Consider the following 14534-nt stretch of genomic DNA (forward strand, 5'->3'; position numbering starts at 1 on the left):
CCGCCATGCAGCGGACCATGTCCACCCTGTTCGACTGGGCCCGCCGCCAGCGGATCCGGCCGGCTGTAACGGCGATCTATCCGATCACCGGTCTTGCCGCAGCACTCGCCGCCCTGGAAAGCCGACAAGTCGTCGGCAAGGTGGCGATCACGATAACGACGGAGACAACCCCATGCGTACCAACGACTTCCGGCGCGCCGCCCGGCCACGCCACCTTGCCGCCGCGGCGCTAGCCGCCTGCTGCGTCAGCCTGCCCGTCGCCGCGGTGGCGGCCGACGCCTATCCCAGCAAACCCATCACGATGGTCGTGCCCTACCCGCCCGGCGGGCCGACCGACATCGTGGCGCGGCTGGTGGCCGCCGAGATGTCCAAGACCATCGGCCAGAACATCGTCGTCGACAACAAGCCCGGCGCCAGCGGCATGATCGGCGCGGACCTCGTGGCGCGCGCCGCGCCCGACGGCTACACGTTCCTGGCCAACGCGTCGCTGCACGTCATCAACCCGTACATCTACGCGTCGATGCGTTACGACGCCTTCAAGGACTTCGCGCCCATCACGCAGCTTGCGGATGTGCCGCTCGTGCTGGTCGTGCCTGAAACGTCGAAGGTGCGCACGGTGCAGGACCTTGTGGCGCAGGGCAAGGCCCAGCCGTTGAACTTCGGATCGGCGGGTTCGGCGTCCGCGCAACAGCTTGCGGGCGAATCGTTCAAGGTGCGTTCCGGCCTGCCGATGCAGCACGTGCCTTACAAGGGCAGCGCGCCCGCGCTGACGGATCTGGTTGGCGGACAGATCCAGCTGATGTTCGATTCGATGCCGTCGGCGATGCCGTTCATCAAGTCGGGCAAGCTGCGGGCGGTGGCGGTGACAACCAGCCGCCGTGTCGATGAACTGCCCGACGTGCCCACCATGGCCGAATCCGGATTCCCGGGCTTTGACATCAGCACGTGGTACGGCCTGTGGGCGCCCAAGGGCACGCCGCCGGCCATTGTGGCCAAGCTGTCTGAGCACGCGGCCCGGGCGCTCAAGCAGCCCAATGTCGTGACGCAGTACGCCGGCCTGGGCGCCAAGCCGGTGGGATCTGATCCCGCCTCGTTTGCCCGCTTCAACGTGTCCGAGGGCGAAAAGTGGCGGGACATCGTCAAGGCGGCGCATATCACGCCGCAATAGTGGAAAAGGCGGCTCTGACTGACCTCGACACGCGCGGCGCGGGTAATCCCCCATAAGCAGCGCCACGCCGCTGGATAAGAATTCATGGTTTCCTATCCGCGGCCGTCGCGCGCGTCGCGCGCCAACCAACCCCGAGGTCCCAGGCATGAAGGCGTTTTTCCACGACGATCAAAAGCTTCACCATCCGCAGACCTACTTTTCGCGCGGGAAGATGCGCACGCCGCAGGAGGTGCCGTCGCGGCTGGACGGCCTGGTGCAGGCGGCGCGCAAGCTGGGATTCGACGTCCAGGCGCCCGCCGATGACGGAGCAGGTGCGATCGCGGCGGTGCACAGCCTGGATTACCTGCGCTTCCTGCAGGACGCGCATGAGGACTGGATGAAACTGCCCGGGGATTGGGGCGGCGAGGTGGTGTCGAACGTCTTCGTCCGCGAACGCAATGCACTGCGCGGCGTGCTGGCCAAGGCCGGACGTTACCTGGCGGACGGCAGTTGTCCGGTCGGCCCGAAGACGTGGCATTCGGCATATTGGTCGGCGCAATGCGCTATCGCGGGCGCCGATGCGCTGCTGGCCGGAGACCACAGCGCCTACGCGATCTGCCGCCCGCCCGGCCACCATGCGCGGCGCGATGCCGCGGGCGGCTTCTGCTACCTGAACAACGCCGCCATCGCGGCCCAGCGGCTGACGTCCAGATTTCCGCGCGTGGCCATTCTGGACACCGACATGCATCACGGCCAGGGGATCCAGGAGATCTTCTACGAGCGCAGCGACGTGCTGTACGTGTCCATTCACGGCGATCCCGAGAACTTCTATCCGGTGGTGGCGGGCTTTGAAGACGAGCGCGGAGCCGGCGAAGGATACGGCTACAACATCAACCTGCCCATGCCGCACGGCTCGCCCGAATCCGTGTTCTTCGACCGGCTGGCGCAGGCGCGCCGCGCGATCACGTTGTTCCAGCCCGATGCGCTGGTGCTGTCGCTAGGATTCGACATCTTCGAAAAGGATCCGCAGGCCATGGTCAGCGTGTCCGAAGACGGCTTCGAGCGATTGGGCCGCGAAGTGGGCGGACTGAGTCTGCCCACGCTGATCGTGCAGGAAGGCGGGTATTACATCGAAGGCCTGGAGTCCAACGCGAAGCGGTTTTTCGCGGGCCTGGCGGGCGCCTGATCCACCGCCGGCACGCTGGCCATCAGAAACTGACAGCCAGCCCCACCGAAAAGCCCGACACGTTGTCGCCGAAGACATAGCGCCCCACCAGCCGCGTGCGCGTGATGATCACGTCGTACGCGCTGGAGTCCAATTCCAGCCCCGCGCCCAACGCCGTCAGGCGGTCGAACCCGAGCGCCCCGCGCTGATCGCCCAGGAATTCGGAATGCGTCAGCTCAAGCACGTAACGCAACGGGCGCTGCAACAGCATGAACCCGGTGGGCGCCCGGTAGCGCGCCCACAGGTTGGCGGACTGCGCCACCGCATTGCCCTGCACAGCGGACGAGCTGTCGAAGCTCTTGAGCCGGATGTCGGAATAGCGCAGCTCCACGTCCACTTCGTAGCCCGGCCGGTAATGCTCGTAGTCCAGCATCAGCGACCCGCCCAATCCGTACGCGTTCAATGAGCCTCGGTCCAGGAAGTCCACCTCCCTGCCCGTGCGCTGCCCGACATACCAGCTTGCGGCGCGCAGGTCGCTGGTGACGTTGCCCAGCGCGAAGTTGAAGATGGGCCGCAGCTTCAATTCATCGGTCAGCTTGAAGTCCCACCCGATGCCGCCCGTGGCCGACACGCTGTTCCACTTGGTCGGGATGCTGCGCGTCTCCGCGCCCTGCGTGGCGACGAAGGTCGGGTCGTATCGGCTGCCCGCGATGACGCCTTCCAGATAGATGGGCACCGACTTGGACACCGTGTCGCCGCCGCCCAGCTGGGTCATGTAGAAGCCGGTGGATCCCGACGAGGATCCCCCGCCGCCGCTGATGGACAGGGAGCTTGTCGTGATGTCGGGCACGATGGAAAAAGACATCAACGCCAGTACGCCGTTCGCGCGCTTTTGCAGATCGTCTTGCGATAAGCGCACGGTTGGCTGCGCCGCCGCGCCCGACGCCGCTGCGCACGCGCACGCCGCGATCAGCCTTGCCGACGTCATACTGGCCAGCCGCCTGGCCGTCTGCATTCGATTCGACATGCCATTCCCCACGTTCCCGACGCGTCTCCCGCGTCATACGCAAGCGTGATTCCATGGACGACTGGCCGTGTTCAAGCCTCGGCCGACGCTTCCCACATCGTCACCCTGTCCCGTCCTGTCTGCTTTGATCGGTACAACGCCTGATCGGCGCATTTGATGACGGCCTGCGGCGACGCGCCGTCTTGCGGCCACAGCGCCACGCCCACAGACACGGTCACCGGACGCACGCCGTCGGGCATCGGGCGCGAAGCCACGGCCGCCCGGATCCGCTCGGCCGCCTGGGCAGCAGTCTGTGCCGCGGTACGTGCCGCCACCCGCGCGGCATCCTGCGTCGCGCCCCGCGCGTCGCCCTGCGCGTCGTCCTGCGCGCCGGGCTGCGGCAAGATCATCACGAACTCCTCGCCGCCGATGCGAAAGGCCTGATCCCCGGCGCGCACGTTCTCCTGCAGGGTCCGCGCCAGCGCGACCAGGACCTTGTCGCCCGTCGGATGGCCATACACATCATTGATCTGCTTGAAGTGGTCCAGGTCGAGCGCGATGACCGCGAACGGCGTCGCAGCGGCGACCAGCTGGTCGATCCGCGCGCGCAGGGCGCGGCGATTCATCAGGCCGGTCATGGGATCGGTCAGCGATTCCGTGTTCAAGCGGCCGACCTCGTCGCGATGGCGCGCTTGCGCGGCGGCCAACGCCTGCCGCAGCTTTTCGGCCTCGAAATACCAGGTCTTGAGCGTTGTGGCGCGCAAGGCCGTGGGGCCAACCGGCTCGTCGCTGGCGAAGGCATCAGCCAACCGTGCGAGCGGCCGCGCGATCGCGTAGGCGCATGCACTGACTAGCAACAAGGTCAGCACCACGGCCGGAATGGCGAACTGCAGCGACGCGCCCAACAGGTCCTTGAGGGGCGACAGCGCGCTGTCGAGCGGACGCTGCACCACGACCGCCCAATTGCCCTTGATCAGCGGCGCGTATCCCGCGATCACCGCCGCGCCGGAAGCGTCCATGACTTGCTCGACGCCCGGCCCCGTGGCGGGCGACAGGCGCGCCTGAACCGCGCTGGCGATGTCCGCGTCCGCGCCATGCCGGTACAGCATCTGGCCTTCGCCATTGACCAGATACACGGAGGTGCCGTCGGCGTACGCATGCTGGCCGACGAGCCGGTCCAGGCCGCCGCCATGCTCCAGGACCACGATGGCGGCGAGATAGCCTGAAACCGCGTTCTGCGGACCCGGCACAGGTTCCACCAGCGTCAGCGTCGCAAAGCGCGCGCCCGGCAGGCAGCATGGCCGAGCCCATTGTCCCGCCCGCAGCTCCCGTACGCCCAGTTCGTCCAGTTGCTTGATGGCGGCCAGCGGCGACGGACTGTCCTTGGACCGGCTGGTGATCCGGCCACCGGGATCGGCCAGCAGCACCGCCGTCACGCCCTCGATCGTGCCAGCCAGATCCGACAGTTCAGCCTGCAGCGCGCCGGGCGCATCCGCCAGCCGCGGAATGCGGTTCGCGCCGGCGGTGAGCTGCCGGTCGCCCGTCTGGATATACAGGTTGATGATGTCCGCCAGCTTCTGCGCGTAGGCCCGATTGGCGTCGAGCGTGTTCTTGACGACCTGCGTCTTCTGCGCCTGGTAGCCCGCGTACATGGCATTGAAAAAGCCGACCGCCACGCTGAGCACCGCCAGCGAAATAAGCACGGTCAACAAGCGCACCCTGCGTTCTCTTGCCATGTTGCTCCTGAGGGGAGAGCACCGCGAATCGCCCGGATCGGCGTAACTACCAGATGCGCGCGCCACGGCGGACGACTGCGCAGCCCCCGGCGCGGGCCGGCGCACCGGATAACGCAGAATACCGAACTATTTTTGGGTAATCCAGCGGTCGCCAACTGCAGCTCGGCACGCCCAACGCGGCGCTTGGGCTATGCGTCTGGTGCCCGCTGCAGGCGCATCGCCACGCGCCGCTCAACCGGCAGCCCGTGGCTGGCCTCGGACGCCAGCACCGCATGCAGCCGTGAGCCGGGTATTGCCTGCACTTCGCGGAATCCGAGCCGCGCATACCAGGGCGCATTCCATGCCAGGTCGCGAAAAGTCGTCAAGGTGACCGCAGCCAGGCCCGCTGCCCAGGCATAGCCGCACGCGGCCTGCACCAGGGAGCGGCCAATTCCCATGCGCTGATGACCGGCATCGACCGCCAGCTCCCGCAGGTGCAGCGCGTCTTCGAATCGCTCGGCGCATAGAAATCCGCACAGTTGGTCCGACGCTTGCGCCACCCACGATGTGCCCTGCGCGATCAGGCGCAGATGGTCGGCCTCGGACATCACCGCGTCGTCCGCGATCCATTCCAGACCGGGCGCGGCTAGAAACAACGCGCCCGCGGACCGTTCGATCGCAGGCAGCTGCGCAGCATCCTCGGGGCGGGCGGGGCGGATAGACGTGGACAAGGCAACTCCAGATTGCTGCAGGCGCATGCGATTCTACGACCCGCCATCAACGCGTGCCATGTTTCAGCCGCCGCACAAAATCCAGTGTTTAATCGGCTCTCCCTCGCGGGAAATTTCGTCCGGGCGGCAGCGAGAGGCCGGGCCGGGCGATTCCAACAACAAGATTCAGGATTTCGCACGTGTTTCATGTCATCACAGGGCTTATCGCGCTCTACGTCATCTGGCGCTTCGTCTGGCAATTGAAGTGGCCCGCCCCCAGCCGAGTGCTGCTGTCCGTATTGGTCGTGCTGGCCGCCGAGCACCATCTCATCACCCGCAACTTCTTTGGCACCATGGCGTCGCCCGAGGTGCCCGCCGCTGTGCTGATGGCGCTGGGCTGGGCATTTGGCGCGCTCATCCTGCTGGCCGCCTTCCTATTCGTCACGGATGTGGCGGGGCTCTTCATATCGCTGTTCTCGCGCGGACGCGGACGCGCGCTGCTGGGCTGCACGCGTCTGCGCGCGGGGTCCGCAGTGGCCGCGCTCGTGCTGTCGGCGCTGGGGGTCTGGCAGGCCGTACGCGTGCCGGAGGTCAAGACGATCGAAGTCGCCTTGCCAAACCTGCCGCAAGCCTATGACGGCTTTCGCATCGTGCATCTGACCGACCTGCACGCCAGCCGCCTGCTGCAGGGCGACTGGATGCAGGCCGTCGTGGCGCGCACCAACGCGCTCAAGCCGGACCTGACGCTCATCACGGGCGACCTGGTCGACGGCACGCCCGCAGCGCGCGCTGCCGACGTGCAACCGCTGGCCGACCTGCGCGCGCAATATGGCGTGGTGGCGATCCCGGGCAATCACGAGTATTACGCCGAGTACTTGGGCTGGATCGAGGCCTTCAGGAAACTCGGCCTGCGCATGCTGCTCAATGAACACATCACCCTGGAACGTGACGGCGAGCCGCTGGTCCTGGCGGGCATCACGGACAGCGTGGCAGCGCGCGTGAACCAGCCGCTGCCGGACATCGAAGCGGCCATGAAGGGCGTGCCGGCGTCGTCGGCGGTGATCCTCTTGAGCCATCGGCCGGTGGGGGCCAAGCGCCACGCGCAAGCCGGCGCCGGCCTGCAGCTGTCGGGCCATACGCATGGCGGTCAGATCCTGGGTCCGCATTTCATCACCCAACTGGCCAACGAAGGCTACGTGTCGGGCATGTATCAGGTCGGCAACATGCAGCTCTACGTGAGCAACGGCGCGGGCTTGTGGCCGGGCTTTCCCATCCGGCTCGGACGGCCGTCGGAGATCACGCAGATCGTGCTGCGCGCCGCGCCGCCCGCCTGACGCGGTCCTGCCACACACGCGGCGGCGCATTGACAAGCGCCGCCGCGCTGACTTAGCATTCGGCCCTGCTTTTTCAACGCCTTTCGCTTCTTGGGTGCAACCGTGTCTGCCATTCGTCAATTCGCCTGAACGCCGACGAGTACCGTCCTGGTACCGCGGTCAGCCTGCCCGCATTCGCTGCTCGACGCCATGTAATGAGCACACCCCCGCCCGGCAGGCGCGGATCCAGGAAGCGCAACACACCCCACCCCGCTTCCCCTCCCGTAAAGACTGTGTCGTCGGCTTTTCCCATTTGCTGGAGAAGACCCATGACGCTGGATTTCTGCGCCTATGCGCAATCGCTAGACCTGTTCCGATATCCCCGCACACCTCACCTTGAAGGCTCGCGCCTGCAGGATGGGGACGAAGGCCATGACCACGTGCCCTATCGCACGCTGGCGGGCCAGACGCTCGTCGTCGAAGAAAAACTGGATGGCGCCAATACGGGCATCAGTTTCAGCCCGTCGGGCGAATTGCTGCTGCAATCCCGCGGCCACTACCTGGTGGGCGGCGGCCGCGAGCGGCAGTTCAGCTTCGTCAAGGCGTGGGCCGCCGCGCACGCGGACTGGCTGCTGGAGCGGCTGGAAGACCGCTATGTGATGTACGGCGAAACGCTGTCGAAGAAGCACTCCGTGTTCTACGACGCCCTGCCGCATCACTTCTTTGAGTTCGATGTGCTGGACCGCCGCACCGGCGAGTTCCTGTCGACCGGCGCGCGCCGCGCGCTGCTGGCCGATGGTCCGGTGCTGTCGGTGCCCGTGCTGTACGAAGGCCACGCGCCCGCGCGACTGGCGGAACTGAAGGCCATGCTCAAGCCGTCGCTGGCCAAGACGGCTGGCTGGCGCGATGCCTTCGAGGCCACCGTGCTGCGCGAAGGTCTGGATCTGGCGCGCGCGTGGAAGCAGTGCGACAAGTCGGATCTGTCGGAAGGCCTCTACATCAAGGCCGAAGCCGACGGCAAGACCATCGCCCGCTACAAGTGGGTGCGCCGCGACTTTGTGCAGGCCATTCTGGATTCGGACATGCACCATTCGGAGCAGCCGTTCATTCCCAACCAGCTCGCCAACGGCGTCGACCTGTACGCGCCGCGCCTTGCAGTCGACTGGGACACGTTGCGCGGCGCGCGCACGGGAGAGACATCATGAATTACGAACAGATCCGGGCCCTCGTGCCCCAGCCGGGGCGCGGCGTGGACTATGCGGCTTGCCTGGCCGCCTTTCCCGCGCTGGAGCTGGCCAAGACCACGCCGCAGGACCCCCGCTATCACGGCGAGGGCGATGTATGGACGCATACGCAAATGGTGGTGGACGCGCTGCTCGCGCTGCCGCAGTACCAAGCCGCGTCCCGTGCCGATCAGGAGATCGTATTCCTGGCCGCCCTGCTGCACGACGTGGCCAAGCACAGCACCACGGTGATCGACCCGGTCACCGGCGCCATCGGCCAGCCCGGCCATTCGCGCAAGGGCGCCATCGACGCCCGCATCGCGTTGTGGGACGCCGGCGTGCCGTTCGCGGTGCGCGAAGCGATATGCCGGCTGATCGCCACGCATCAGGTGCCGTTCTTCGCGCTGGAAGGCTCGCGCCGCGGCCGCTCGCCGGAATTCATCGTGCGCGAGCTGTCCTGGCACGTGTCCCTTCCATTGCTCGCCATGCTTGCCGAAGCCGACATGCGCGGCCGGATATGCGCTGACGCCGCCCGCGTGCTGGACAACATCGCCCTCTTCTGCGAGCTGGCGCGCGACGAGCGGTGCTTCGGTCAGCCCCGCGCCTTTGCCGACGCGCACACCGCCGTCTGCTATTTCCGCGGCGCCGACGTGCATCCCGACTATGCGTTGTTCCAGGAGCCCGGCTCGCGGGTCATCGTCATGTCGGGGTTGCCAGCCTCCGGCAAGAACACGTGGGTGGCGGCGCATCATCCGGACCTGCCGGTGGTGTCGTTCGACGACGCGCGCGAGGAACTGGGCCTGCGCCATGGCAAGAACGAGGGCATGGTCGCGCACCTGGCTATCGACCGCGCAAAGACCCTGCTGCGCGCCCGCGCGCCGTTTGTGTGGAATGCCACCAACCTCAGCGAGCTGATGCGCAAGAAGACGCTGGACCTGCTGTACGCGTATCTCGCGGACGTGGAGCTGGTGTATCTGGAGAAGCCGCGTGCCGAGCTGCTGCGCCGCAATGCGCGGCGCGACACGTCGCTATCCAACAAGACGCTGACCGGCATGTTGCACCGCTGGGACCTGCCGCTGCCCACGGAGGCGCACCGGGTGGTCTACGCGGTATAGCGCGGGGTATGGCGGCTCAGGCAGGCATTGACGCCGGCGTCAGCATGCTGTCGCGCAAGCGCAGCACGGATGCGCACGAGGTGTCGCGATGCGTCACCAGCGACAGCGACAGCGCGCCCTGCGCATCCGGGTCGGTCAGCGGCACAAACGCCACGTGCGGCGTCGAATACGCGCGGGTCACGCCGGGCACCAGCGCCACGCCCATGCCGCTGGCGACCAGGCTGACCAGCGTCTGCACCTGAATGGCTTCCTGGCTGATGCGGGGCGAAAACCCCGCCTTGTGACACAGCGCCAGCGTCACGCCGTTCAACCCGGGCACCTTGGCCGGCGAATACAGCACGAAGTTTTCGGACCGCATGCGCTCGAGCGCAATCGGTCCGGTGTCAGCCAGGGGGTGGCGGGCGGGCACAGCCAGCATCAGGTCGTCTCGCTCGACCACCCATGAATCCAGTTCACTGTCTTCGGCCAACGGACCGCGCACCAAACCCGCGTCGATCTCGTTGGCGCGCAGCATCGCCACCAATCCGACCGTGCTGTCTTCGCGCAGGTCCAGATGCACATCGGGATATTGCGCGCGGAAGACCGGCAGGCAGCGCGGCAGCAGCATGTACGTGGCCGAACCCACAAAACCCAGGCGCAGCGTCCCCCACTCCCCCAACGCCACCCGGCGCGCCGCCTGGCGCGCCTGATCGGTATGGAACAGCGCGCGGCGCGCATCGGCCATCAGGGCGTCGCCCGCGGGCGTCGTGGTGACGCCCTTGGCGCCCCGCACCAGCAGCGGCACGCCCACCGCGTGCTCCAGCTTCTGGATCGATACCGACAGTGCGGGCTGGGCGATGTGCAGCGCATCGGCGGCGCGGCGGTAACTCCCCAGCTCGGCGATCGTGACGAACTGCCGAAGCTGGCGCAAATCTATAGCCATAACAGATTCCGTATCAAGCAATATCGAAGCCATATTAGACGCGTATGTGCGGCGCCGATAGGATTTCCGCCATGACGACAACTCCCCTCTCAAACGGCCCGGCGCTGGACGGCATCCGCATCCTGGATCTGACTTCCGTGGTATTTGGCCCCTATGCCTCGCAGATCCTGGCCGACTACGGCGCGGACGTCATCAAGGTCGAAGCGCCCAGCGGCGACTCCACCCGGCGCACCGGCCCCGCGCAGGAACCCGGCCTGTCGGCGATATTCCTGGGCCTGAACCGCAACAAGCGCAGCATCGTGCTGGACCTGAAGCAGCCCGCCGCACGCGAGGCGCTGCTGACGCTGGTCGATCAGGCCGACGTGCTGATGCACAGCATGCGGCCGGCCAAGATGGCGGCGCTGGGGCTGGACCCCGCCACGCTGTGCGCGCGCAACCCGCGCTTGGTCTATGCCGGCCTGTACGGCTTTGGCGAAGGCGGTGCGTACGACGGCCGCCCGGCCTACGACGACATCATCCAGGGCCTGTCGGGGTTCGCGGATCTTGTCGGCCGGCAGACCGGCGCGCCGCGCTACCTGCCCACCGTCGCCGCCGACAAGACGTGCGGCCTGGTCGCCGCGCACGCCATTCTTGCGGCGCTGTTCCAACGCGCACGCACCGGACAGGGACAGCAACTGGAAGTGCCCATGTTCGAAAGCATGGCGTCGTTTGCGCTGGTCGAGCACTACTACGGCCGGCATCTGGCGGACGAACCGGGCGACGCCGGTTATCCGCGCGTGCTCACGCCCTGGCGCCGGCCCTGCCAGACCGCTGACGGACACGTCTGCCTGATGCCCTATACCGACGCCCATTGGCGCGACTTCTTCAACGCGGCCGGCCGCCCCGATCTGGCGCGGGATCCGCGCTTTGCCGACATCTCGGCGCGCACGCGGCACATCGAGACCCTGTACGAATTGCAGGCCGGCCTCGTCGCGGCCCATGACACGGCGTACTGGCTGGCGCTGTGTGAGCGGCTGCAGATCCCGGCCGCACCCGTGAACCGGCTGGAAGACCTGGAGACCGATCCGCATCTTGCCAGCGTGGACTTCTTCGTGCCGCTGGAAAGCGCGTCCGGCAGTCATTACCGCTTCCCGCGCAACCCAGTGCGTTTGCAGCATTCCCACGTGCCGCCAGCCATGCCGCCGCGCCTGGGCGAGCACACGCGCAACGTGCTGGCCGAAGCGGGCCTCTCGCCGGCAGCCGTTGACGCGCTGCTGGACACCGGCGCCGCCCGGCAAGCCAACGCCCCCCTTTCTGAAAACGCCAAGGACCCCGCATGACCCAAGACCGCGACACCTCGCCCGCCATCCAACTCGGCCAAGGTTTTTACTGGCAGGACCTGACGGTCGGCCAACGCTTCCAGACATTTCGCCGCACGGTGACCGAGACCGACATCGTCAACTTCATCAGCGTCACCGGCATGCTGGAGACCATCTTCATCGACGCCACCTACACCCACGGCGCCATCCAGGGCCGCCCCGCGCCGGGCGCGCTGACCTATGGCCTGATCGAAGGCCTGATCATGCAGGGCATGGTGCAGGGAACGGGTCTGGCGCTGCTGGAGGTTCACAAGAAGATGATTGCGCCGGTGGTAGCCGGCGACACCATCTGGGCCGAGATCGAAGTGACCGGCGTGCGCCCGACCTCGCAGCACAACCGCGCGGTCGTCACGTCCGCCATCGACGTGCGCAACCAGCACGGCAAGCCGGTGATGGCCTACACGGCCGTGCGCATGCTGGCCGGCAGGCCGCGCTGACCAGGCTGACCGCTATCAGCGGCAGGCATCCCGCAGAGGACGCCGCCGCCCCTCCGCAGTACCCATAACAGCCCAAGGAGACAACCCATGAAAAAAGCACTGCTGGCGACCACGCTGGCCCTTCTGGCGCTGGGAGGCGCCGCCAGCGCCCAGGCCGCGTGGCCCGACCGCCCGATCACGATGGTGGTGCCCTTCCCGCCCGGCGGTCCGACTGATCTGGTGGCGCGCGTGCTGGCCAAGCAGTTGACGGACCAGTTGGGCCAGACCGTCGTCGTCGAAAACAAGGGCGGCGCCAACGGCAACATCGGCATGCAGTACGCGGCCGCGGCCAAGCCCGACGGCTACACGGTGCTGTACAACACCTCGTCCATCGCGCTCAGCCCCAACCTGTATCGCTCGCTGGCCTTCGACCCGGTCAAGGACTTTGCGCCGGTGTCCACCACGGCCGTCATTCCACTTGTCCTGCTTGTGCATCCGTCCGTGCCCGCCGACACCGCGCCGGCTTTTGTGGACTATGCCCGCAAGCATCCCGGCAAGCTGTCGTATGGCTCCGCCGGCGCCGGCAACGTCACGCATCTGGGCGCGCTGCTGCTTCTGCGGTCGCTGGATATCGATGCGGTCCACGTGCCCTACCGCGGCAGCGCCCCGGCCATGACGGATCTGGTCGGCGGGCAGGTCCAGGTGATGACCAATACGCTGAACGATTCGCTGGGCTTCATCCGCGAAGGCAAGCTGCGTGCGCTGGCGGTGACCAGCGAGACGCGCAGCGACCAACTGCCCAACGTGCCGACGGTGGCGGAAACCGTGGCGCCGGGTTTTGGGATGGGAGCTTGGCAAGGCGTGGTGGTGCCGGCCGGCACGCCCGCGCCCGTCATCGACAAGCTCAATGCCGAGATCCTGCGCGCGCTGAAATCTCCGGAGATGCAGAAGCAGCTGAAGGTGCAAGGCGCGCAGGCGCTGGGGTCGACGCCGCAGGAATATGCCGCCTACATCAAGAGCGAGATCGCGCGATGGGGCGAGGTGGTGAAGGCGGCGAATGTGAAGCTGGATTGAACGCAACTGCGCCTACGCGTCACTCGCAAGCCAAACGCCCGCGTGAAGCGGGCGTTTTCAATACTGCTTTGGTAAGCCGGGCGACTTAACGTCCCGCGGCCTTGGCGCTCAGGCCATTTGCCACGCCCATGTCGGTCTTGGGCACGTCGCGCAGGATCACGCGGACGTCTTCGCCGGAAATGTCGATGCTGGCGCAAACGGCCTGGTTCAGCGCCGCGATCAGGGCGGCCTTCTTGGCTTCGTCGCGACCCTCGATCAGGTCCACGTCCACCCGAGCCATGCGCTTGCCGATCTCGCCCGCGACGATCACGTGTTCGGCCGGGACTTCGTGCAGCACGGCCCGCACACTGGACAGCGGCGCCGCGATGCTTTCGACCACCGCGTTGGACGCGGCTTTGAGCAGGTCGGCTTTCTGGGCGGCCGTGTGGCCTTGCATGATCTGGACGTTCAAGAGGGGCATGACGATTCCGATGTTCCGAGAAAAGGAAAACCGGTCAAGCCGACCGGCAAGCCATCATATCGTGACTGCGCCCGCGTGCAAGCAACTGCACGCGGGCGCAAGGGGTCATGCGGAGAACGCCGGAATCAGGCGGCGGCCTTGCCTTCGCGTTCCAGTTCCGGTTGCGCGTCCGTCGCTGCCGGGGCGTCGACCAGGGCGTCGGCAGACGCCGGCGTCTCGGTCAGGGCCGGCGTCACCAGCTCCACGACCTTCTTGCGGGACAGCATGCCCAGGAACTCGTCGTCCTCACCCGTCACGGCGACCGGCTGGTCGCTGTGCACCAGCTGCGCCAGCACTTCGCCCAGACCCGCGGTGGCAGGCACCGACGCCAGGTCCTCGACAAAGCGGGACACATCGCGCGCGCCTTCCTGCATCGCCTTTGCGGCCGCCTCGGCGGTCAGCACGCCAGCGAGGCGCTTGCCGTCCAGCACCGGCGCGTACTCGTAGTTCAGCGCGCTCATGCGGTCCACGGCATGCGCGGGGCGCGAGCGCATCGTCAGCGTCAGGCGCGCCGGATTCACGGCGTGCGTGGCATTGAGCACCTTGGTGCGGTTCACGTCCTGCAGGAACGACTGCACGTAATCGTTGGCCGGATTCAGCAGGATGTCTTCCGGCGTGCCTTCCTGCACCAGTTCGCCGTCCTTCAGGATGGCGATGCGGTTGCCCAGTCGCAGCGCTTCGTCCAGGTCATGGGTAATGAAGACGATGGTCTTGTTGAGCTTGGCCTGCAACTGCAACAGTTGATCCTGCATTTCGCGGCGGATCAGCGGGTCCAGGGCGGAGAACGCTTCGTCCATCAGCAGGATTTCGGCGTCGGTTGCCAGCGCTCGGGCCAGGCCGACACGCTGCTGCATGCCGCCGGAAAGCTGAT

At 67.0% G+C, this 14534-nt stretch carries 15 protein-coding genes; 9 read left to right on the top strand and 6 right to left on the bottom strand.

Annotated features, from left to right (window positions below):
• The 3 genes from B3446_RS18810 to B3446_RS18820 form a co-directional block, all read left to right on the top strand.
• Nucleotides 1-233 (top strand): zinc-binding dehydrogenase (locus tag B3446_RS18810; RefSeq protein ID WP_291384019.1); only part of this gene is annotated, 233 nt, incomplete at its 5' end.
• Complete coding sequence (locus B3446_RS18815; protein WP_175185786.1) at nucleotides 173-1168, top strand: Bug family tripartite tricarboxylate transporter substrate binding protein; 996 nt, start codon at nucleotides 173-175, stop codon at nucleotides 1166-1168. The genes B3446_RS18810 and B3446_RS18815, both read left to right, overlap by 61 nt.
• Nucleotides 1169-1313: 145 nt before the next feature.
• A complete protein-coding gene (locus B3446_RS18820) occupies nucleotides 1314-2333 on the top strand; it encodes a histone deacetylase family protein (protein WP_291384022.1) in 1020 nt (339 codons plus the stop codon).
• Nucleotides 2334-2355: 22 nt separating this feature from the next.
• Here B3446_RS18820 and B3446_RS18825 read toward each other — a convergent pair whose 3' ends face one another.
• The 3 genes from B3446_RS18825 to B3446_RS18835 all read right to left on the bottom strand — a co-directional run bounded on the left by B3446_RS18825 (nucleotide 2356) and on the right by B3446_RS18835 (nucleotide 5764).
• Complete coding sequence (locus B3446_RS18825; protein ID WP_291384039.1) at nucleotides 2356-3300, bottom strand: hypothetical protein; 945 nt, start codon at nucleotides 3298-3300, stop codon at nucleotides 2356-2358.
• Between the two features lie 110 nt (nucleotides 3301-3410).
• Nucleotides 3411-5036 carry a GGDEF domain-containing protein gene (locus tag B3446_RS18830; RefSeq protein ID WP_291384041.1) on the bottom strand — a complete coding sequence of 542 codons (1626 nt, stop codon included), beginning with the start codon at nucleotides 5034-5036 and terminating at the stop codon, nucleotides 3411-3413.
• Between the two features lie 206 nt (nucleotides 5037-5242).
• Nucleotides 5243-5764 (bottom strand): GNAT family N-acetyltransferase, encoded by a 522-nt coding sequence (locus B3446_RS18835; protein WP_291384024.1) that lies wholly within the window; start codon nucleotides 5762-5764, stop codon nucleotides 5243-5245.
• A 179-nt stretch (nucleotides 5765-5943) separates the two neighbouring features.
• Between B3446_RS18835 and B3446_RS18840 the strand changes: the two genes are divergently transcribed.
• The 3 genes from B3446_RS18840 to B3446_RS18850 all read left to right on the top strand — a co-directional run bounded on the left by B3446_RS18840 (nucleotide 5944) and on the right by B3446_RS18850 (nucleotide 9394).
• A complete protein-coding gene (locus tag B3446_RS18840; protein ID WP_291384026.1) occupies nucleotides 5944-7077 on the top strand; it encodes a metallophosphoesterase in 1134 nt (377 codons plus the stop codon).
• 308 nt (nucleotides 7078-7385) lie between these two features.
• Nucleotides 7386-8261, top strand: coding sequence for an RNA ligase family protein (locus tag B3446_RS18845; RefSeq protein WP_291384028.1), 876 nt, complete (start codon nucleotides 7386-7388; stop codon nucleotides 8259-8261).
• Nucleotides 8258-9394, top strand: coding sequence for an AAA family ATPase (locus tag B3446_RS18850; protein WP_291384030.1), 1137 nt, complete (start codon nucleotides 8258-8260; stop codon nucleotides 9392-9394). Before B3446_RS18845 ends, B3446_RS18850 begins: the two co-directional genes overlap by 4 nt.
• Before the next feature lie 16 nt (nucleotides 9395-9410).
• Here B3446_RS18850 and B3446_RS18855 read toward each other — a convergent pair whose 3' ends face one another.
• On the bottom strand, nucleotides 9411-10316 hold the full coding sequence (locus B3446_RS18855; protein WP_224776942.1) for a LysR family transcriptional regulator: 906 nt from the start codon (nucleotides 10314-10316) through the stop codon (nucleotides 9411-9413).
• 71 nt (nucleotides 10317-10387) lie between these two features.
• Here B3446_RS18855 and B3446_RS18860 point away from each other — a divergent pair, with 71 nt between their 5' ends.
• From B3446_RS18860 to B3446_RS18870, 3 genes are all read left to right on the top strand, one after another.
• Nucleotides 10388-11635, top strand: a complete 1248-nt coding sequence (locus B3446_RS18860; protein ID WP_291384033.1) for a CaiB/BaiF CoA transferase family protein — start codon at nucleotides 10388-10390, stop codon at nucleotides 11633-11635.
• Nucleotides 11632-12111 (top strand): MaoC family dehydratase, encoded by a 480-nt coding sequence (locus tag B3446_RS18865; RefSeq protein ID WP_175125232.1) that lies wholly within the window; start codon nucleotides 11632-11634, stop codon nucleotides 12109-12111. Before B3446_RS18860 ends, B3446_RS18865 begins: the two co-directional genes overlap by 4 nt.
• Nucleotides 12112-12198: 87 nt before the next feature.
• On the top strand, nucleotides 12199-13164 hold the full coding sequence (locus B3446_RS18870; RefSeq protein WP_175185795.1) for a Bug family tripartite tricarboxylate transporter substrate binding protein: 966 nt from the start codon (nucleotides 12199-12201) through the stop codon (nucleotides 13162-13164).
• Nucleotides 13165-13249: 85 nt separating this feature from the next.
• Here the strand turns inward: B3446_RS18870 and B3446_RS18875 are convergent, their stop codons facing one another.
• Entirely contained in the window at nucleotides 13250-13624 is a 375-nt protein-coding gene (locus tag B3446_RS18875) for a tautomerase family protein (RefSeq protein ID WP_191578747.1), read from the bottom strand.
• A gap of 125 nt (nucleotides 13625-13749) precedes the next feature.
• Nucleotides 13750-14534 (bottom strand): ATP-binding cassette domain-containing protein (locus tag B3446_RS18880; RefSeq protein ID WP_291384035.1); only part of this gene is annotated, 785 nt, incomplete at its 5' end.

Source organism: Achromobacter sp. UBA5777, from assembly GCF_002418565.1.
GTDB lineage: Bacteria > Pseudomonadota > Gammaproteobacteria > Burkholderiales > Burkholderiaceae_B > Achromobacter > Achromobacter animicus.

Bases quoted from the DNA above. Each gene is read 5' to 3' on its own strand.
- B3446_RS18845 (WP_291384028.1), top strand. From the start codon at position 7,386: ATGACGCTGGATTTCTGCGCCTATGCGCAATCGCTAGACCTGTTCCGA.
- B3446_RS18815 (WP_175185786.1), top strand. From the start codon at position 173: ATGCGTACCAACGACTTCCGGCGCGCCGCCCGGCCACGCCACCTTGCC.
- B3446_RS18820 (WP_291384022.1), top strand. From the start codon at position 1,314: ATGAAGGCGTTTTTCCACGACGATCAAAAGCTTCACCATCCGCAGACC.
- B3446_RS18860 (WP_291384033.1), top strand. From the start codon at position 10,388: ATGACGACAACTCCCCTCTCAAACGGCCCGGCGCTGGACGGCATCCGC.
- B3446_RS18875 (WP_191578747.1), bottom strand. From the start codon at position 13,624: ATGCCCCTCTTGAACGTCCAGATCATGCAAGGCCACACGGCCGCCCAG.
- B3446_RS18855 (WP_224776942.1), bottom strand. From the start codon at position 10,316: ATGGCTATAGATTTGCGCCAGCTTCGGCAGTTCGTCACGATCGCCGAG.
- B3446_RS18850 (WP_291384030.1), top strand. From the start codon at position 8,258: ATGAATTACGAACAGATCCGGGCCCTCGTGCCCCAGCCGGGGCGCGGC.
- B3446_RS18825 (WP_291384039.1), bottom strand. From the start codon at position 3,300: ATGACGTCGGCAAGGCTGATCGCGGCGTGCGCGTGCGCAGCGGCGTCG.
- B3446_RS18865 (WP_175125232.1), top strand. From the start codon at position 11,632: ATGACCCAAGACCGCGACACCTCGCCCGCCATCCAACTCGGCCAAGGT.
- B3446_RS18870 (WP_175185795.1), top strand. From the start codon at position 12,199: ATGAAAAAAGCACTGCTGGCGACCACGCTGGCCCTTCTGGCGCTGGGA.